The sequence below is a fragment of the Mesorhizobium sp. HAY1-8B genome, assembly GCF_056868045.1.
In genome coordinates this window covers 791,523-809,950 of sequence record NZ_CP200321.1, presented here as the reverse complement: position 1 = coordinate 809,950, position 18,428 = coordinate 791,523, and the positions used below count along the sequence as shown (strand labels likewise).

General features: G+C 64.7%; 14 protein-coding genes, 1 tRNA gene and 1 pseudogene. 10 read left to right on the top strand and 6 right to left on the bottom strand.

The window, feature by feature from the left end:
* The first annotated feature begins 202 nt into the window (after nt 1-202).
* The 5 genes and pseudogenes from AC1VON_RS04070 to AC1VON_RS04050 all read left to right on the top strand — a co-directional run bounded on the left by AC1VON_RS04070 (nt 203) and on the right by AC1VON_RS04050 (nt 5,898).
* Nucleotides 203-1,037 (top strand): annotated as a pseudogene (locus AC1VON_RS04070) (ABC transporter ATP-binding protein).
* On the top strand, nt 1,034-1,876 hold the full coding sequence (locus AC1VON_RS04065; RefSeq protein ID WP_483120506.1) for an ABC transporter permease: 843 nt from the start codon (nt 1,034-1,036) through the stop codon (nt 1,874-1,876). The pseudogene AC1VON_RS04070 and the gene AC1VON_RS04065 overlap by 4 nt, the downstream one beginning before the upstream one ends.
* A gap of 70 nt (nt 1,877-1,946) precedes the next feature.
* A complete protein-coding gene (locus AC1VON_RS04060) occupies nt 1,947-3,110 on the top strand; it encodes an ABC transporter substrate-binding protein (protein ID WP_483120504.1) in 1,164 nt (387 codons plus the stop codon).
* A 75-nt stretch (nt 3,111-3,185) separates the two neighbouring features.
* On the top strand, nt 3,186-4,274 hold the full coding sequence (locus AC1VON_RS04055) for a Gfo/Idh/MocA family protein (RefSeq protein ID WP_483120502.1): 1,089 nt from the start codon (nt 3,186-3,188) through the stop codon (nt 4,272-4,274).
* A gap of 187 nt (nt 4,275-4,461) precedes the next feature.
* The gene (locus AC1VON_RS04050) at nt 4,462-5,898 is read left to right on the top strand and encodes an amidase (protein ID WP_483120500.1); all 1,437 of its coding nucleotides are present in this window, start codon (nt 4,462-4,464) and stop codon (nt 5,896-5,898) included.
* A gap of 208 nt (nt 5,899-6,106) precedes the next feature.
* Here the strand turns inward: AC1VON_RS04050 and AC1VON_RS04045 are convergent, their stop codons facing one another.
* Nucleotides 6,107-7,348 carry a M24 family metallopeptidase gene (locus AC1VON_RS04045; RefSeq protein WP_483120498.1) on the bottom strand — a complete coding sequence of 414 codons (1,242 nt, stop codon included), beginning with the start codon at nt 7,346-7,348 and terminating at the stop codon, nt 6,107-6,109.
* A 288-nt stretch (nt 7,349-7,636) separates the two neighbouring features.
* On the opposite strand from AC1VON_RS04045, the gene AC1VON_RS04040 reads away from it, so the two are divergent.
* A complete protein-coding gene (locus AC1VON_RS04040; RefSeq protein WP_483120496.1) occupies nt 7,637-8,437 on the top strand; it encodes a SapC family protein in 801 nt (266 codons plus the stop codon).
* Nucleotides 8,438-8,539: 102 nt separating this feature from the next.
* Here AC1VON_RS04040 and AC1VON_RS04035 read toward each other — a convergent pair whose 3' ends face one another.
* Both AC1VON_RS04035 and AC1VON_RS04030 read right to left on the bottom strand, forming a co-directional pair.
* Nucleotides 8,540-9,103, bottom strand: coding sequence for a type 1 glutamine amidotransferase domain-containing protein (locus AC1VON_RS04035; protein WP_483120494.1), 564 nt, complete (start codon nt 9,101-9,103; stop codon nt 8,540-8,542).
* A 193-nt stretch (nt 9,104-9,296) separates the two neighbouring features.
* Nucleotides 9,297-9,371: transfer RNA gene (locus AC1VON_RS04030), tRNA-Gly, on the bottom strand.
* A gap of 210 nt (nt 9,372-9,581) precedes the next feature.
* Here AC1VON_RS04030 and AC1VON_RS04025 point away from each other — a divergent pair.
* The 4 genes from AC1VON_RS04025 (at nt 9,582) to AC1VON_RS04010 (ending at nt 12,305) form a co-directional block, all read left to right on the top strand.
* Nucleotides 9,582-10,079, top strand: coding sequence for a prolyl-tRNA synthetase associated domain-containing protein (locus AC1VON_RS04025; RefSeq protein ID WP_172347829.1), 498 nt, complete (start codon nt 9,582-9,584; stop codon nt 10,077-10,079).
* Between the two features lie 84 nt (nt 10,080-10,163).
* Nucleotides 10,164-11,174, top strand: a complete 1,011-nt coding sequence (trxA, locus tag AC1VON_RS04020; RefSeq protein ID WP_172347830.1) for a thioredoxin — start codon at nt 10,164-10,166, stop codon at nt 11,172-11,174.
* 123 nt (nt 11,175-11,297) lie between these two features.
* Complete coding sequence (locus AC1VON_RS04015) at nt 11,298-11,969, top strand: LON peptidase substrate-binding domain-containing protein (protein WP_483120491.1); 672 nt, start codon at nt 11,298-11,300, stop codon at nt 11,967-11,969.
* A 93-nt stretch (nt 11,970-12,062) separates the two neighbouring features.
* Complete coding sequence (locus AC1VON_RS04010) at nt 12,063-12,305, top strand: Trm112 family protein (protein WP_172347832.1); 243 nt, start codon at nt 12,063-12,065, stop codon at nt 12,303-12,305.
* A 270-nt stretch (nt 12,306-12,575) separates the two neighbouring features.
* Here the strand turns inward: AC1VON_RS04010 and AC1VON_RS04005 are convergent, their stop codons facing one another.
* The 3 genes from AC1VON_RS04005 to AC1VON_RS03995 are packed head-to-tail and all read right to left on the bottom strand — an operon-like array spanning nt 12,576 to nt 18,362.
* Nucleotides 12,576-15,911, bottom strand: coding sequence for an error-prone DNA polymerase (locus AC1VON_RS04005; RefSeq protein WP_483120489.1), 3,336 nt, complete (start codon nt 15,909-15,911; stop codon nt 12,576-12,578).
* Nucleotides 15,908-17,383, bottom strand: a complete 1,476-nt coding sequence (locus tag AC1VON_RS04000; protein WP_483120487.1) for a DUF6504 family protein — start codon at nt 17,381-17,383, stop codon at nt 15,908-15,910. The genes AC1VON_RS04005 and AC1VON_RS04000 overlap by 4 nt, the downstream gene beginning before the upstream one ends.
* Nucleotides 17,325-18,362 carry an ImuA family protein gene (locus AC1VON_RS03995; RefSeq protein WP_483120485.1) on the bottom strand — a complete coding sequence of 346 codons (1,038 nt, stop codon included), beginning with the start codon at nt 18,360-18,362 and terminating at the stop codon, nt 17,325-17,327. Before AC1VON_RS03995 ends, AC1VON_RS04000 begins: the two co-directional genes overlap by 59 nt.
* Nucleotides 18,363-18,428 lie beyond the last annotated feature (66 nt).

The window sequence follows — 18,428 nt, the reverse complement described above, 5'->3', positions numbered from 1 at the left end:
GCATCCATTTCGCCGAGTATGTAGGAAAGCAACACGCATTTCAAGGCGAAGAAAATCCTTCGAAAACAATGTACTGAACATAGGTCGGAGTTTTGGTGATACAGGTATCACCGCGAACGCTTGACAGCAAAGTAGGATAGTTACAAACTGATTTTTGGCAGTCCGATGACCACTGGATCATCGCGCAATCTCCGAGGGGCGGATGAACGCGGGCGAGACAACAACGCCGAAACTTGGCGTGCAGGCAGCGACCAAGATCTATCACACGGCATCCGGCGACCTGCTGGCGCTGGACCGCTGCAGCCTGGACGTCCGAGCCAATGAAATCGTCTCGATCGTCGGCCCGTCCGGTTGCGGCAAGACCACGCTTTTGTGGTCGATGTCGGGCCTGCACGGCCTGACCAGCGGCGAGATCCGGCTCGACGGCAAGGCGATCACCGGCCCGCATCCCGATATCGGCATCGTCTTCCAGGAGGCGAACCTGCTGCCGTGGCGCAATCTCGACGCCAACATCCGCTTCCCCTTCGAGATCAAGGGCGAGAAACCGGACCGCGCCTGGATCGCGCATCTCCTGAACCGGGTCGGCCTGGACGGCTTTGGCGGCAAGTTCCCGCGCGAGCTTTCGGGCGGGATGCAGCAGCGCGCGGCGATCGTGCGGGCACTGGCGCTGAAGCCGTCGGTGCTGTTGATGGACGAGCCGTTCGGCGCCCTCGACAGCTTTACCCGCGAGGAGATGAACCGGCTGGTCGAGGAGATCTGGCTCGACACCAAGACCACCATCGTCTTCATAACCCACAGCATCGAGGAAGCGATCTTCCTCTCCGACCGTGTGGTGGTGCTCAGCGCCCGGCCGGGCCGGGTCGCGAAGGAGTATCGCGTGCCGTTCGCGCGGCCGCGCTCGCTCGAAGATCATGGCGACCAAGGAAGTCTTCGACCTCACCAACCGAATCAAGATGGACATTGTCGGCGAGCGCGCCAAGCCGAAGGCACCGGAACAGGCGCGCGCCAGCGCCGAGATCGTGAGGATCAGGCCGTGAGCGACGCGATCCCCGAATTCTCAAAATCCAAGCCGGGCGACGGCAAGGATGTCAGCCTGACCAACCTCTCGGCCTTCGCCAGCGGGCCCGGCGTCAAGTCGGGCAAGGAAGTGGCGGCCATCATCGCCGTTGCGGTGATCATCATCGGTGGCATCGAGCTGGCGCTGCGGCTGTTCCACGTGCCGCTCTACATCATGCCGCCGCCAAGCTCGATCGCCTACGCGCTGTTCGACGAGTTCCCACTGATCGCGCCGCATCTCGGCTACACGCTGGTCGAGCTCTTGTCCGGCTTTGCGATCGGCGCCGTCGTCGGCCTGGTGCTGGCCGCCGTCATCACCCAGTTCCCTTTCGCGGAAAAGATCGTCGCGCCATATATCCTGCTGCTGGTCACCACGCCGATGCTGGCGCTGGTGCCGCTGCTCATCCTACGCTTCGGCTTCGGCTACACGCCGCGCATCATCGCGGTGGCGCTGGCCGCCGGGCCGATGGTGATGATCAACGCCGCCACGGGCTTCCGCCGCGTCGACAGCGCCAAGATCGCGCTCGCCCGCTCCTACGGCGCCAGCACCTTGCAGATTTTCTGGAAGATCCGCGCGCCGATGGCGCTGCCGATGATCCTGGTCGGGCTGATGATCGGCGCCATCTTCGGCCTACTCACCGCCGTCGGCGCCGAGATGGTCGGCGGCGGCTTCGGCCTCGGCAACCGGCTGACCACCTACTCGTCGATGATCCAGATGCCGCAGTTCTTCGCCGTGGTGCTGATCCTGTCGACGCTCGGCATCCTGATCTACGTGCTGTTCTTCCTCATCGGCAAGAAATGGGCGAGCTGGGAGGCATAGGGCAGAGGGTACTGACGGCGCCCGGGAGGCGGGCGGCAAGAAACTGACGTCAAACAAAAAGGGGAAAGCGATGACCAAAGACAATTCGATCCGCCAGGCGGGGATCTCCCGCCGCTATTTCCTGCAGGTCACCGGCGCCGGCCTGGTGACGGCAACGGCGCTCGGCGCCACCGGCCTCAAGGCCAGGGCCGAGGCCTACGGCAAGTTCACCTGGATCTCGCCGCGCGGCACGCTCGAGGTGCTCGACGACTATCCCTACTGGGCGGCGAAGAAGGCCGGCTATTTCGACGGGCTCGACACCGACATGCAGCCGGGACCGTCGGACGGTACGGCGACGGTGAAGTTCGTCGATGTCGGCCAGGCCGATATGGGCTTCCCCTCGCCCGGCGTGTTCTCCTTCGCCATCCAGAACGGCATGAAGCTGAAGTCGGTGTTCCATATGGGCGCGCGCGACACGTTCAGCATCGCCTTCCGCAAGGGCGAGGGATCGAACGACCTGAAGAAGCTCGAGGGCAAGACCATCCTGCTTGGCTCCGCCGCCTGGCAGTCGATCACCGATCCGCTGCTGGCCGCGCAAGGCGTCGACATCAAGAAGATCAAATATGTCGAGGCCGGCTGGCCGACCTGGGGTACCGCACTTGCCGGCGGCCAGGGTGACGCGGCCCTTTCATGGGAGGGGCTGCGCGCCGAATGGATCGCCAAGGGCCTCGACTTCGAATACTGGCTCGGCGTCGAGCATTCCAAGCTGCCGGCCAACACCTTCGTCGTGCGCAGCGCCGATCTCGAGGATGCCGACAAGAAGGCGTTCCTGGAAAAGTACCTGCGCGGCTGGGCGATGGGTCTCGAATTCGGCTACCAGAACCCGCGCGCGGCGGTCGAGGCGGTGTTCGAGCAGTTCCCGACGCTGGCCAAGAATCTCGGGCCGGAGCTCGGCACCACCTCGATCCTGCAGCAGATCAACGTCTTCCGTGGCGACATGGACAAGCGCGGCGGCTGGGGCTCGCACGACATGGCGAGCTGGCAGGGCTTCTTCGACGAGATCCACAAGATCGGCCAGGTCACCAACCCGGTGAAGGCCGAGGATGTCTGCACCAACGACCTGATCCCGGCGGCCAACGACTTCGACAAGGCCAAGGTCAAGGCCGATGCCGACGGCGTCAAGCTGTCGGAAGGCTTTGCCGCGCTCGATGTCGAGAAGATCAAGGCGCATCTGTTCGATTCAGCGGTCAAGTAAGGACTGCCGACAGCAGAACCGGGCGGCGACAGGGTTGCCGCCCGCACTTCATTGAAGAAAACATGGGAGGCTGATGTGGCCGACAAGGTAAAAGTGCTGGTGGTGGGCCTGGGCAATATGGGTGCGTCGCATGCCAGTGCCTATCACCGCTCCGAGGGTTTTCAGATCGTCGGCATCATGAGCCGCTCAATCAAGAGCAACACGAAGATCCCGGCGGAATTAGCCGGCTATCCGCTCTACGAGGATTTCGACCTGGCGCTGAAGGAGACAAAGCCGGACGCCGTCTCGATCAACAGCTGGCCGAACACCCACGCCGAATATGCGCTGAAGGCGATCGCGGCCAATTGCCATGTGTTCATGGAAAAGCCGCTCGCCACCAATATCGAGGATGCTGAAAAGGTCGTTGCGGCGGCACGGGCCAAGAACCGCAAGCTGGTGCTCGGCTATATCCTGCGCGTCCACCCCTCCTGGATCAAGTTCATCGAGGTCGGCAAGACGCTCGGCAAGCCGCTGGTGATGCGTCTCAACCTCAACCAGCAGAGCAGCGGCAGTGCCTGGCACTGGCACAAGAACCTGATCGATTCGCTGATCCCGATCGTCGATTGCGGCGTGCACTATGTCGACGTCATGTGCCAGCTGACGGGCGCCAAGCCCGTACGTGTGCACGGCATCGGCGCCAAGCTCTGGGCGGAGGCCGACAAGCAGAATTACGGCCATCTTCACGTCACCTTCGATGACGGCTCGGTCGGCTGGTACGAGGCCGGCTGGGGCCCGATGATGAGCGAGACGGCCTATTTCGTGAAGGATGTTGTCGGCCCCAAGGGTGCGGTGTCGATCGTCGCCGGCCAAGCCGCAAGCACGGCCTCGGACGCCGAGGTTTCCAATTCGGCCGACATCGACCGGCACACCAAGACCGATGCGCTGAAGATCCATTATGCCGCCGTCGACGGCGACAAGAACTTCAAGAAACCCGACGAGATCGTCAGCATGGAGGACGAGCCCGGCCACCAGGAGCTGTGCGACCGCGAGCAGGCCTTCTTCCTGCGCGCCATTCGCGAGGATCTCGATCTGACCGAGCAGATGGACGCGGCGGTCAACAGCCTGCGCATCGTGCTCGCCGCCGAACAGAGCATCGAACTCGGCCGGACCGTCGAGCTGGCCTGAGACAATCCGGCCGCTGGTGCTGGAGGAGGCGCCGGCGCCGCAGGAGTTTCATCCTTCTCCCCGTCCCTATTGGGGAGGAGGTACCGGCGGGCGGATGAGGGGCGGCGCTTACATTTGCAATTGGCTGGCAGGGACAGCTCGCGCATGTTCAGGCGCGGTGTCGAGACATGGAAATTGGGAGAGAGACATGGTCACCGACAGTCTGCTGGAAACCTACGCCGAGTCCGATGCGCTCGACCTGGCCAGGCTGGTGCGCGGCGGCGAGGTTTCGCCGGCCGAATTGGTCGAGGCGGCGATCACGCTGATCGAGCGGCTCAACCCGGCGTTGAACGCGGTCATCCATCGCCTCTATGACATGGCGCGCGCGCAGGCCGGGACGGTCGACAGATCGGCGCCCTTTGCCGGCGTGCCGTTCCTGCTCAAGGAGCTGGCCTCGTCCTGGACGGGTGCGCCCAACACGAATTCTTCCTTCTATCTGAAAGATGTCGTCGCCGATTTCGACACCGAAGTGGTCCGCCGGATGAAGGCGGCGGGGCTGGTGCTGGTCGGCAAGTCGAACGCACCTGAAAACGGCTGGTCGATCACGACGGAACCGAAACTCTACGGGGTGACGAAGAACCCGTGGAAGGGAGGCATCACGCCCGGCGGCTCGAGCGGCGGCGCGGCGGCGGCCATTGCGTCGCGCATGGTGCCGATCGCCGAAGCCAGCGACGGCGCCGGCTCGATCCGCATTCCGGCCTCCTGCTGCGGCATTGTCGGCCTGAAACCGTCGCGCGGCCGCGTCAGCCTCGCGCCGTTCGGCGACTATTGGTATGGCGGCGCCTATTTCCTCTGCTGCTCGCGCACGGTGCGCGACACGGCGGCCTATCTCGACGCGGTGTCCGGCGCGCTGCCGGGCGATCCCTATACGCCACCGGTGCCGGATAGCTCCTGGCTCAGCCTGTCCGCGCGGGCGCCGAAGAGGTTGCGCATCGGCTTCTCCGTTGCGCCGCCCAACGGCACCGCCATCGATCCGGAGGTGAAGGCGGCGGTGATGGCAACCGTTGCGACGCTCGAGCGGCTGGGACACGATGTCGAGGTGCATGACATGCCGCTCGACGCCAATGCCGTCTGGGCGACCTACACCAACATGACCTGCGTGCAGACGGCGGCGACCTTCGATTATCTCGAAACGGTGATCGGCAGGCCGGTGACCCCAGGCGACGTCGAAGCGGTGACCTGGGCTATCATCGAGCGCGGCCGCGCGACGAGCGGTGTCAGGCACATTTCCGATGTCGAGCAGCTCAGGCAGGTCGGCCGCGACATCGTCGGCGATCTCAACGGTTACGACCTTTTCATCACGCCGACACTGACCCAGCTGCCGCGCCCGTTCGGCTATTACGACATGTCGGAAACCGACATCGACCGCTACAATGCCAAATGGGCGGATTCCGTGTTTGCCTTCCCCTTCAACATTTCCGGCCAACCGGCGATCTCGCTGCCGCTCGGATGGTCGAAAGGCGGCGTGCCAATCGGCGTGCAGCTGATCGGCCGCTATGGCGACGAGGCGACGGTGCTGGCGGCGTCGGCGCAGTTGGAGCAGGAGATGCCGTGGAAGGATCGGCGGCCGCCGGTGAGCGGTTAGGATGCGCTGATATTCAGGTGATGCCGGCCTGCAAGCGATGGTTCCCTGCGCTTCCGGTGCTCACGTACTTTAAGTACGCTCCGCTCCGGTTCTCAGGAACCACCGCTTTCGGCGCGGCCTGACCTGAATCTCAACACATCCTATGGCGCGTTGTCCAAAAGCGCGCAGCAGCTTCGGCGGCGACATACGGAAGCAAAGATTGCTCCATTTAACCAATCCCCTCCAGCCGCCTCGGCAGGCGGTTCATCGGCTTGGGTCCGTCCGGCGTGATCAGGAACTGGTCTTCGAGATTGAAGCTGGCGAGGCCGTCTATGTAGAGCGGGATCTCGAAGGCCAGCACCATGCCGGCTTCGATGACGACATCGCTCTCGGCCGCGATGAACGGCCATTGTTCGGAAAAAACCGACTGGCCGACGCTGTGGCCGAAATGGCCGCGGCGGAAGCTGCGCAGCCCTTGCCGCGCCAGGCTTTCGGTGGTGACGCGGTGGACATGGGCGAGGAAATTGCCCGGCACAAGTGCCGCCAGGCCGTCCTCGAAAGCGCGCTCGGCGATCGCATGCAGTTCGGCCTGGTCGGTGGAAGGCGGCCCGAAGATGAAATTGCGCGACATGTCGGAGGCGTAGCCGCCGACCGTGCAAACCATGTCGCATTTCAGCGGGTCGCCGGCCACGGCCCTGGCATCGGCGTCCTTGGCCCGGGCACCCAGTGTCACATATTCGGCGGTGGCGACCGGATACGACAGCCCTGCCGACGCCTCGGCAACGCCTTTCCGGTAAAGCGCCACGAGATCGGCCTGGCGCATGCCGGCCATCGCGTCCACCTGCAGACGCTCCAGCCCGGCTTCCGACAGGATGATGCCTTGTTGCAGCAGATCCATCTCGCGCTGCGTCTTGATGGCCCGCAGCCTGTCCAGGACCGGTGAACCGTCGACAATCAGGCAGTGCGGAAGCAGCGCCTGGATGGCCGCGAAATCGGCGGCGGGAATAAAGTCGAGGTCGACGCCGAGCGTCGCACGCGCCAGCCCGAAGTCGTCCAGCAGGGCCCGCAGCTGGTGCACCGCGCCGGCGAGATCGAAGGTGGCGGGCCGCGAGAAATCCGGCGCGCGGCCAAGCGAGGCGAGACCGGCCTCGATGCGTTCTGCCAGAAGACCGTGAGTGCCCGTTTCCAGTCGCGCGGTTTCGATCCAGATCGGGTGCGAACGCACAATCGCTTCAGGCGCGGCGAGCCGCAGCTGCGCGGCGTTGAAGTCCGCGACGACGATGCCGATCGGCAGATCCTGCCGGGCAGGGATGATAACGAAGCCGCCGCCGGCGCGCCGGAACAGGCCGGCCGGCCCGATCCACGCACCGGTCGCATAGTGGAAGGCCTCGGGCGCGGAGAGCACCAGCGCCCCGATGCCGGCGCGTTCCATCAAATACGCGGCGCGCTGGCGGTCGACAAAGCCGGTCATGTCTTCTCCCGATGTCCGAAGCGGCAACGGAGCATTGCGGGCAGCGACGATCAAGGGGCAAATACCGACCGGGCGGCAATGCCGACGAAATTGTTATTTGATCGGCTCCATCTTGGCGATGGCCGCGGTGAAGCCCGCCAGCGACCCCGGGATGGTGACCGGGTGACCGATTCCATGCCAATGGACGCTGTAGTAGCTTGCTGCCGCGCCGGATTCTTGCCCGGGCAAGATCAGCGCAGCAAAAGCAGAGGCCGGTCTTCGGGGTCCAACGCGAAGAAGCCGGCTGGCATGAGAAAGGGATGGACCATGGCGGACAAGGCGGCGAACACGGAGGCTGGAAACGATGCCATGCCGCTGTTCTATTCCAGGCCCGAGGCGCTCAACCCGGCGCGGCACGGCTCGCTGGGCCTGGCCGCGCGCAGCGACTTTTCCTTCGCGCGCGCGGTGCATGCCATTCCGGTGGTGGCTTCGGAAATGCCGGCGGCGATGCGCTCCTATCCGATCGTCTTCATCGGCCCGGCCAAGGCGCCGGTGATCATCACCGGCGTGCGCCAGGGCGAGAACCTGTTCGTCGACACAGACGGCCGGTGGACCGCACCGCACTACATCCCCGCCTATGTCCGCCGCTATCCCTTCATCCTGGCCGAGGACCCGACCACGGCGGGCCGGCTGACGCTGTGCGTGGACAGGGCAAGCGAGCGGGTCGTCGACAAGGTCCTGTCGCCGCTGCGTGACGACAAGATAGCCCCCTTCTTCAACGGCGCCGAGCCGACCGAAGCGACGAGGGAGGCCCTGGCCTTCTGCAATCAGTTCCAGATCGACTTCAGGGCCACCCGCGAAATGGTCGAGAGGATCGACGCGCATCGCCTGTTCGCGCCGCGCCAGAGCAAGGTGACGCTGGAAGGCGGCGAAACCCTCAACCTCACCGACTTCCAGGTGATCGACGAGGACGCCTTCAACAAATTGAGCGACGAGGCCTTCCTCGACCTGAGGAAATCCGGCGCGCTCACCCTGCTCTACTGCCACCTCGCCTCGACCAACAGCTGGACCTCGCTGGTACACCAGGCGTCGCTGCGCAAGGTGGGGTGAGGGCGAAGAGCGGCTGAGGGTACGCAGCTAGGGCCGGCTTGTCCGAAAGGCCGCGCCGACCGGGACGACCTTCAGTGAATCCGGTTCAGACACAAAGGCGGGTTAGGCTGCCGCCCTTCTGTCGTGCCGCCCTTCGCTGATTTCCTCGGCGAGTTTGTCGCAGAAAGCGTCGAGATCGCCGGGATTGCGGCTGGTGACCAGCCCCTGGTCGGTGACGACCTTGCTGTCTTCCCAAAGGCCGCCAGCATTGACGACGTCGGTCTTGATCGACTTGTATGATGTGACTCGGCGGCCTTTGACAATCTCGGTTTCCACCAGGAGCCAAGGCGCATGACAGATCGCGCCGACGACCTTCTTGGCGGACCAGAATGCTTTGATGAAGTCCAGCGCCTTCTGCTCGACCCGCAGCAAATCAGGGTTAATAACGCCGCCGGGCAGAACGATCGCATCGTAGTCGTCTGCCCGCGCCTCATCCAAAGTCTTGTCCACCGGGACCTCGCGGCCCCAATCCTTGTGGTCCCAGCCTTTGATCTTGCCGCCTGCAAGCGACACGACATAGACCTCAGCGCCCGCTTCTCGCAATTTTTTCAGCGGGACTTCGAGTTCAGATTGTTCGAACCCGTTGGTCGCCAGGATAGCGACGCGCTTACCGGAAATATCCTGCATGGTTTCCTCCATCGTTGGGTTGATGGAAGGCTAACGAGCCCGCGCGGGAAGCGTTCCTTGCTGTAACCTTATGTGACTTCTGAGCGGGTGTGATAGGCGCTTCGGCCAAAGGCACCCAGCCTGCGCTGGCCCAAAATGCGAAAAAGCCGCGGCGGACCGCGGCTTTTCGATGCCTGATTTCCCTGGAGGAAATTGGAGCGGGTGAAGCGATTCGAACGCTCGACCCCAACCTTGGCAAGGTTGTGCTCTACCCCTGAGCTACACCCGCTCACACGGCGTCTTGGCCGCAAGCCGGGCCTATATGGCTTAAGAGCGCGGCGATTGCAACAGGGAAATCGCAGCCTTTTTACAACCTCTCGAGTGATGCCGGCAAACCGCCGCGATGCGCGGATTTCATTGTGCCATCGCGCGATGGTCTTGTGTCTGACGCCTCATTGGCCGTAAACGGCGAGGCAGAAAACGGACAAAGAAGAAACCAATGCCGAAGACCGAAGCCGAGCTTTTTGCCTTTCTTGCCGAACTGGGCATCGCCGTTTCGACGAAACGCCATCCGCCGCTCTATACGGTGGCCGATTCGCAGGCGCTGCGCGGCGAAATCGCCGGCGGGCACACCAAGAACCTGTTCCTGAAGGACAAGAAGGACAATTTCTTCCTGGTCACCGTCGGCGAGGACGCCGTCGTCGACCTGAAGCAGATCCACCAGCTGATCGGCGCCGCCAGCCGTGTCTCCTTCGGCAAACCGGAGATGCTGATGGAGCTTCTGGGCGTTTCGCCGGGCGCGGTCACCGTCTTTGGCGTCATCAACGACACGGCAAACAAGGTGAAGCTGGTGCTCGACAAGGATTTGATGGATCATGCCGTCATCAATGCGCATCCGCTGACCAATGAGGCGACGACATCGATCGCGGCGGCCGATCTCATCAGATTCGTCGAGGCAACCGGGCATGATGCTGCTATCTTGAAAGTCTCGGCATGATCGCCACATGGATGACGAAACCGACTTCCAATGAAGACATTGCGCCGACCCGCGGGCCGGCGGCGCGACCGAAAGGGTGACGAGATGAGCGACAACAATCCGTTTGGCGGGTCATTCGGCAGCAATGGCGGCCAGTATGCCACATCAGTACAATATGGCGGAACGGCACCCGCGCCAGCAAAGGTCGCCCTTGGCGACGCGCCGGGCGCAGCCCCTGTCACTGGCGACGTCATCAAGGACACGACGACCGCTGCCTTCGCCGCCGACGTCATCCAGGAATCGCGCCGCCAGCCGGTGCTGGTCGATTTCTGGGCGCCATGGTGCGGGCCTTGCAAGCAGCTGACGCCGCAGCTTGAAAAGGCGGTCAGGGCCGCCGGCGGCAAGGTCAAGCTGGTCAAGATGAACATCGACGACCACCCCTCGATCGCCGGCCAGCTCGGCATCCAGTCCATTCCGGCGGTCATCGCCTTCAAGGATGGCCAGCCGGTCGACGGCTTCATGGGCGCGATCCCGGAGAGCCAGATCGCCGAATTCATCACCAAGGTCGGCGGCAAGGGCAATGGCGCCCCGGCCGTGGCCGAGGCGCTGGCGGCAGCGACGGAAGCCCGCGACGCCGGCGACATGCAGACCGCCGCCGACATTTTTGACGCCATCCTGGCGCAGGCGCCGGAGACGGTCGAGGCGATCGCCGGGCTGGGTGACCTGCTGTTCGAGGCCGGCGACACGGAAGGCGCCGAGGCGTTGCTGGCAACAGCGCCGGACGCCAAGAAGGATGCGCCGGCGCTTGCCGCGCTGCGTGCCAAGATGGCGCTTGCCGCGCAAGCGGCGACGCTCGGCAATCCCGCCGAGTTCGAGCGGCGCCTGGCGGAAAATCCTAGGGATCATCAGGCCCGTTTCGATCTGGCCATGATCCAGAACGCCAAGGGCGAACGCACGGCGGCGGCGGACAATCTGCTCGCCATCATCAAGGCCGACCGCGCCTGGAACGAGGATGGCGCCAGGACGCAATTGCTGCAATTCTTCGAGGCCTGGGGCATGACCGACGAGGCGACGCTGGCGGCGCGGCGCAAATTGTCGGCGCTGCTGTTTTCCTGAGCCGGCGGCTGTTTCGTCGCATGGGCTTGGAGTCGGCGGTGGCCGCGCCAGATTAGGTAGCTGACTTCGGCAGGCCGATGTTCCCTGTGGCGGGAGGCCGAAGAAGTCGATCGGAGGAATGAGGTGCAAGCGGGAAACGCGCATTACCGGCTCGCCAAGGATCTGCCGTCGACGGTCCCGATCTTTCCGCTCGAGGGGGCGCTTCTGCTGCCGGGTGGCCGCATGCCGCTCAACATCTTCGAGCCGCGCTATTTGCAGATGGTGGACGAGGCGGTCGCCGGCTCGCGGCTGATCGGCGTCATCCAGCCCCGTCTCGACGGCGCGCTGCGCGACGATGGCGAGCCGGAGCTCTGCAATGTCGGCTGCGCCGGCCGCATCATCGCTTTTTCCGAAACCGGCGACGGCCGTTACCTGATTTCGCTGCAAGGCGTGTGCCGCTTCCGCATTGCCCATGAGCTGACGGTCAAGACGCCGTTTCGCCAGGCTAAACCCGCGCCGTTCCTCGCCGATCTCGATGACGATCCGGCGGCGAACGAGATCGACCGGCCGGCGCTGCTGAAGGCATTTCGCGCCTATCTGCAGGCCAATGATCTCGAAGCCGACTGGGAAAGCGTCAGCCGCGCCGAAAATGCCATGCTGGTCAACGCGCTGTCGATGATGGCGCCCTATGGTCCGGCCGAGAAGCAGGCGCTGCTCGAAGCGGCGGATTTGAAGACGCGCGCCGAAACGCTGATCGCCATCACCGAAATGGCGCTGGCGCGCGAGAATGAGGATTTTGGCTCGAGTCTACAGTAAGATGTGCCGATATTCAGGTGATGCCGGCCATTTTCGACTCGGCCTGACCTGAATCTCAACGCATGTTCCGATAGTTGGTCAGGAGGCGACACGGTGGCGGCGGATGGGCGTGACGGAAAAAATTTCAATGTCGACCCCAAGTTGCTGGAGCTCCTGGCCTGCCCGCTGACCAAGGGGCCGCTGGCCTGGGATCCGGAGCGCGGCGAGTTGGTCTCGCGGGTCGCCAAGCTCGCCTATCCAGTGCGCGACGGCATTCCGATCATGCTGCCCTCCGAGGCGCGGACGCTTTCGGCGGAGGATGTGCTGGCGCCGCCGCGGCTGGGTGGGCCTTCGTAGGAGGTGCAGAGCCGCCAGTCGCTTCGTCATCCCGGGGCGAAGCAGCCGCGCAGCGGCGTCGCGGAGACCCTGGGATCCATGCCTCGACGCATGTGACGTGCGAAAGCGGGCCAGAGCCGGGTGCCTTTCTTTCTACGATGTAGAGACGCTATTCTGGACCTTGGCGTTCTTTGATCGCTGGCATGGATCCTCGGGTCTCCGCGACGGAGCTTCGCTCCTGCTCCGCCGATGGATGACGAAAGGTGGTGAGGGCGAAGCCGGCGCCGTACGCTACTGAAAATTCCGTCCCTTGGGCATGACCCTTTCCGCTTCTTCCGACAGTGTTGCGAGGTCCTGCCTAGCTGGCGCCGTTTGGCTGGAGCGCCCCGGCCCTGCCTCGGAGGCGTGTCGCGTGGCCGGTGCTCCGGCTCCACTGACCTTCTCCAGAAGCACGGTCAGCCAGGGCGTCAGATCCTCGATCTTCTCGGCGACGATATGGACCACACCCGATTCCGACTGCAATTTGCCGGTGACCTTCACGAACCGCGCACCCATGACGATGGGGCGGAAGCGGGTAAAGGTTCGCTCCCAGAAGATGACGTTGGCGACCGCCTTGTCGTCCTCAAGCGTCAGGAAGATCGCATTGCCCTTGCCGGGGCGCTGGCGCACCAGCACGAGGCCGGCAACGGAGACGCGCCTGCCGTCGCGCTGGGAAGGCAGGTTGGCATTGGGCGTGACGCCGGCGCGGTCGAGCCGTTCGCGCAGGAAGGCGACGGGATGTGCCTTCAGCGACAGGCCGAGCGAGCGGTAGTCGTGGATGACGTGTTCGCCGAGCGGCATTTTCGGCAGCTTCGTCTCGGGCTCGAGTTCGCGCAGGCGCAGCGCCGGCTGGTCGAACAGCGGCAGCTTTTCGGCCGCACTCCTGGCACCCAGCGCGCGCACCTCCCACAGCGCGGCACGGCGGTCGAGGCCGATCGAACGGAAGGCATCGGCCTGCGCCAGCCTCTCGATCTCGTCGACATCGAGGCCGGAGCGCAGCCAGACATCCCGGACGGTTTCGTAGCCTGAGCCGCGCCGCTTTGCGAAATCCTCCATGCGTTCCTTTGAAAGACCCTTGATCTGCCGGAAGCCAAGCCGCAGCGCATGATCTGTCTCGATGACACCGCGCATCTCGGCATGACGCGGCAGAATGCGGGCAGGATCGAAAGGCGCTTTTTCCAGGGTACAGTCCCATACGGAATAGTTGACGTCGACCTCGCGGATGTCGACGCCATGGTCGCGCGCGTCGCGTACCAATTGCGCCGGCTGGTAGAATCCCATCGGCTGCGAATTCAGGATCGCGGCGCAGAACACGTCGGGATAGAAGGTCTTGAACCAGCACGAGGCATAGACGAGCAAGGCGAAGGAGGCGGCATGGCTTTCGGGAAAGCCATATTCGCCAAAGCCTTCGATCTGCTTGAAGCAGCGCTCGGCGAAGTCCTTGGTGTAGCCCTTGCCGACCATGCCATTGATCATGCGGTCGCGATAATTGCCGATGGTGCCAGTGCGCTTGAAAGTGGCCATGGCGCGGCGCAGTTCATCGGCTTCGCCCGGCTTGAAGCCGCCGGCGACGATGGCGATCTTCATCGCCTGTTCCTGAAACAGCGGCACGCCAAGCGTCCTGCCGAGGATGTCTTTCAATTCCGCCTTCTGATATTCGGCCTTCTCCTTACCTTGCCGGCGGCGCAGATAGGGATGGACCATGTCGCCCTGGATAGGGCCGGGCCGAACGATCGCCACCTCGATGACAAGGTCATAGAAATCGCGCGGCTGGAGCCTTGGCAGCATCGACATCTGCGCGCGCGACTCGATCTGGAAGACGCCGAGCGTATCGGCGCGGCAGATCATGTCGTAGACACGCCTGTCTTCCGGCGGCAAGGTGGCCAGCACATAGGGTTGGCCGTAGGGGTCCCGGGCTTTTGGATAGTGCTCCGTAAGCAGAGTGAAGGCGCGCTGCAGGCAGGTCAGCATGCCGAGCGCCAGCACATCCACTTTGAGGATCTTCACCGAGTCGAGATCGTCCTTGTCCCATTCGACCATCTTGCGCTGGTCCATCGCCGTCTTGACGATGGGCACGATCTCGTCGAGGCGGTCCCTGGTGATGACGAAGCCGCCGACATGCTGGGAGAGGTGACGGGGAAAGCCCATGATCTCGTTGGCGCGTTCCATCACATGCCGCGACGTGGGGTCGCTTCGGTCAAGGCCGCCGGCGCGAGCTTCCTTCTCGCCGAGCTCCGAGGTCGACCAGCCCCAGATCGAACCGGATAATGACGCCCTGACATCCTCCGACAGCCCCATCGCCTTGGAGACCTCGCGCAGCGCCGAGCGGCCGCGATAGCTGATGACGGCGGCCGCGAGCGCGGTGCGCTTGGAGCTGTATTTGGTATAGATGTACTGCATCACCTCTTCGCGTCGTTCATGCTCGAAGTCGACGTCGATGTCGGGCGGTTCATTCCTTTCTTCGGAAATGAAACGCTCGAACAGCGTATCGATCTTGTCCGGCCCCACCTCGGTGATGCCGATACAGAAGCAGATGATGGAATTGGCGGCAGATCCACGGCCCTGGCAGAGGATATTCTGGCTGCGGGCGAATTTGATGATGTCGTAGACGGTCAGGAAATAGCGGGCGTAATTCAGCCGCTCGATCAGAGCGAGCTCTTCCTGGATGCGTTTTATGACGCTGGTGGGGGCACCGCCCGGGAAGCGCTTGGCCGCGCCTTCTCGCGCCAGCCTTTCCAGCTCGGCCTGCGGGCCAAGGCCCGATTCCGTCGGCTCGTCGGGGTAGTTGTACTGGAGGTCGCTGAGCGAGAAGGTCAGCTCCTCCCCGAAACGCAGCGTCTCGGCCAGCGCTTGCGGGTGCCTGCGGAACAGACGCGCCATCTCCAGCGGCGGCTTCAGGTGACGCTCGGCGTTGGCGGTGAGTTCAAGGCCGACCTCGGCGACGGGCGTGTTGAGGCGGATCGCGGTCAGCACGTCCTGCAATGGGCGCCGTTCGGCCGTGTGGTAGAGGACATCGTTGGTCGCCATCAGCGGGATGCCGGCACTCTCTGCCAACGCCGCCGCCTGCTCGATCCGGAAACGGTCATTGCCGGCATAACAGGGCGAGACGCCAAGCCGCAGGGCTTGGCCGAAACGATCCTTGAGCTGGCGAAGCAGGGCAAGACCGCCTTGCGCGTCCGCCACCAGATCGGGCAGGACCGCCAGCGACATCAGGTCCCCCCATTCCAGGAGGTCGCCGCGCTGGAGAAGCGTGGCGCCCTTTTCGGTCTCGTCACGCAGATTGGCCTGGGTGAGCATGCGGCACAGATGCCCCCAGCCCGCACGGTTCCGGGGATAGGCGAGAATGTCCGGCGTGCCGTCGCCGAAAACCAGCCGGCAGCCGGGGTGATAGGAGAGTTTTTCGACCTTGGCCTGCTGCCAGGCGCGCACCACGCCGGCAACCGTGTTGCGGTCGGCAAGGCCGATCGCGGAGAATCCCAGGAGCTTGGCCGCGACCACCAGCTCCTCCGGCTTGGAGGCGCCGCGCAGGAAGGAGAAATTCGACTGGATGCCGAACTCGGCATAGGGAATGACGGTCAGCGCATTCATGCGAAGACCCCGTGCATGAACCAGCGCGGCGGCACCTGCGGGTTGCCATAAAGGCCTTGCCGGTAGAGCCAGAAGCGGCGGCCGTCGGCATCCTCGATGCGGAAATAGTCACGGGTGGATGTGGCCGGATCGCTTGACGCCTCACGCCACCATTCGGCGGCGATGCGTTCCGGACCTTCGACCCGGGTGACGCGGTAGAGCGCGCGCCGCCAGCGGAAGTGCAGCGGCGGCCCCTCCGGCATTTCGGTAGCCGGCACCTCGATGGGTTCGGGCGCGCGGAACAGCCGGATCGGCCGCTCCGGCGGGAAGATGGTTCTGGGCGCCTGCATCCTGTCCGGCTTCTTCGGCGGCGTGGTCCGGCGCGGGGCCTCGGTGAAAGGGACGATGGCGACGGCGCGTTCCGGCAGATGGCTTTCCACGGCGACCGGTTGCAGCACCGCGCCCTCGCCGAGCCGGGCGCGGATGCGGTCGGCGAACAGCGCGATATCGGCGCCGTCGTCGGCCACCTCGCCCGTCAGGTCGGCCTGCGCCATGTCGAAAGCGGCGACAGCCAGCACGGAGAGCCGCACCAGGTCGAAGCCATAGCCGGCATCGATACCTTGCTCGAGTGCCGCCAGCCTTTCATGGAACAGCTTCTGGATCAGCCGGGGATCGCGCATCGGCCGCGAGGTGCCCAGCGCAATGCGGCTGACCGCGCCGTCGACGCGGAAGAGCAGCAGCGCCAGCGTCCTGGCGCCCTCGCCCCGGCGCTCGAGATCGGTCTTCAAGGTCGTCGCCAGCAGGCCGACCAGCCGTTCGATGTCCTCGGTCAGCGTGACGGGCTCGGCGAGATGGCGCTCGACCGAAAGCGGCGCGACGGGAAGGCGCGGCGAGACCGCCTCGTCGAGGCGGCCAAGCGCCTGGTCGAGGCGCAGCAGCAAGGCGGCGCCGAAGCGGCGGGCGAGCGGTGCGCGCGGTGCGGCCATGACGGCGCCCGCCGTGCGCAGGCCGACGCTCTCCAGGCTGGCGCGGGTTTCCGGCGCTATGCGCAATGCGGCGAGCGGCAAGGGCGCCAGCAGTGCTTCCTCCTCGCCGCCGGCGACGATGCGGTCGCCGCAAAAGCGTGCCGCCGCCCAGGCCGCCCCCGGCGTCGGGGCAAGGCCGGCGCGGACATCGAACCCCTGATGGAAGAAGCGCGACAGTATGTCGTCCAGCATGGCGCGTTCGCCACCGAACAGATGAGTGCAGCCGGTGACGTCGAGGAACAGGCCGTCCGTCCCATCCAGCGCCACCAGCGGGGTGTAGCGGTCGCACCAGTCGGCAAGGCCTTCGAGCAGGCGTCGGTCGGCTTCCGGATCGGCCTCGACGATGTCGATCGAGGGATGCATGGCGCGCGCATCGGCAATGCCCATGTCGCGCTTCAGGTTCAGCGCCTCAGCCCGCTCGTCGAGGGCCGAGATGCGCTGCGCGTTCCCCTGGCGGTGGCTGATCACGAGCGGTGGGTGATCCGACGGCCGGGAACGCCAGGACCGCCCCAGACGCTGCCGCAGGATCCTTTCGGCCGCGAGGTAGGGAAACCACAGCGACAGGATCCTTTGCCCGATCTGTTCGTCTTTCTTCGCCCCATCTCTCGTCGAATACGCGTTCATCGGGGTTCCACTCCAGTGTGAATTGTCCTGGCAGGGCCGTGCGGCTCTTGCCGATGGTAATGGTGAAGGCAGGGCGGCCGATCGAACCGGCGAGCGGCCCGGCGATCGTGGCGCGCGGCACGGCCGGCGCCGACGCGACGATGAGGCGGACGGGAGCCGCCGTCGGTTCGGGCTCGGCCGCCTGCCGCAGCAGGAACACCGGCCGGCCGGCGCTTGCCGCCCTTGCATGCAGCCGGCGCGTCGCGGTCAGGTCCAGCCGCTGCGGGTTGCCGCGAATTTCCAGGATGACGGCGGCGAGTGCCGTCATCCGGGCGGCCTCCTCGGCGACCCACAGCGCATCGACGAGCCTGGGCGCCTCGGAAAACAGCAATTGCCGGGGCTCGATGCCGAATGAGGCATGCAGCCCCCTGGCATAGGGAAAGCCAGCCTCGCCAAAGATCTCCGATGTACCGATCCACAGCACCGGCAGTCCGTGTGCCTGCTTCAGGATCAGGCTGGTGACCGACAGAGCGAAGCCGGCAACGGCTCCGGCATCGCGGGTTTGCCCGCCATGGATTTCGCTCAAGGCGGCTTTCGGCAGGCCGCCGCTCAGGGCGGCATCGAGGCGCTCGACGCCGATGGGCAGGAAGGCATCCGGCAAGGCCGCGGCAAGGCCGCGTCGAACGATCGTGAGATCGGCACTGGACGTGACATCGGCGCTGGCGTCGGCATCAAGCGGCGCGGCGGCCGGCGCCTGCAGGCGCTCGGGCAGCGTTCCCTCGATTTTCGCGATCTGGCGGCGCAGGGCAAAAACAGTCTCCCGCGCCACGGCGCTCATCGCCATGACGGTCAGCTTCCACTCACAATTGTTCCTGTTATGTTCTTATAGATTCCAGAGGGCGATTGAAGA

Coding starts and splice junctions, on each gene's coding strand:
- AC1VON_RS04050 (WP_483120500.1), top strand. CDS start 4,462: ATGGTCACCGACAGTCTGCTGGAAACCTACGCCGAGTCCGATGCGCTC.
- AC1VON_RS04025 (WP_172347829.1), top strand. CDS start 9,582: ATGCCGAAGACCGAAGCCGAGCTTTTTGCCTTTCTTGCCGAACTGGGC.
- AC1VON_RS04005 (WP_483120489.1), bottom strand. CDS start 15,911: ATGAATGCGCTGACCGTCATTCCCTATGCCGAGTTCGGCATCCAGTCG.
- trxA (WP_172347830.1), top strand. CDS start 10,164: ATGAGCGACAACAATCCGTTTGGCGGGTCATTCGGCAGCAATGGCGGC.
- AC1VON_RS04045 (WP_483120498.1), bottom strand. CDS start 7,348: ATGACCGGCTTTGTCGACCGCCAGCGCGCCGCGTATTTGATGGAACGC.
- AC1VON_RS04040 (WP_483120496.1), top strand. CDS start 7,637: ATGAGAAAGGGATGGACCATGGCGGACAAGGCGGCGAACACGGAGGCT.
- AC1VON_RS04035 (WP_483120494.1), bottom strand. CDS start 9,103: ATGCAGGATATTTCCGGTAAGCGCGTCGCTATCCTGGCGACCAACGGG.
- AC1VON_RS04060 (WP_483120504.1), top strand. CDS start 1,947: ATGACCAAAGACAATTCGATCCGCCAGGCGGGGATCTCCCGCCGCTAT.
- AC1VON_RS03995 (WP_483120485.1), bottom strand. CDS start 18,362: ATGGCGATGAGCGCCGTGGCGCGGGAGACTGTTTTTGCCCTGCGCCGC.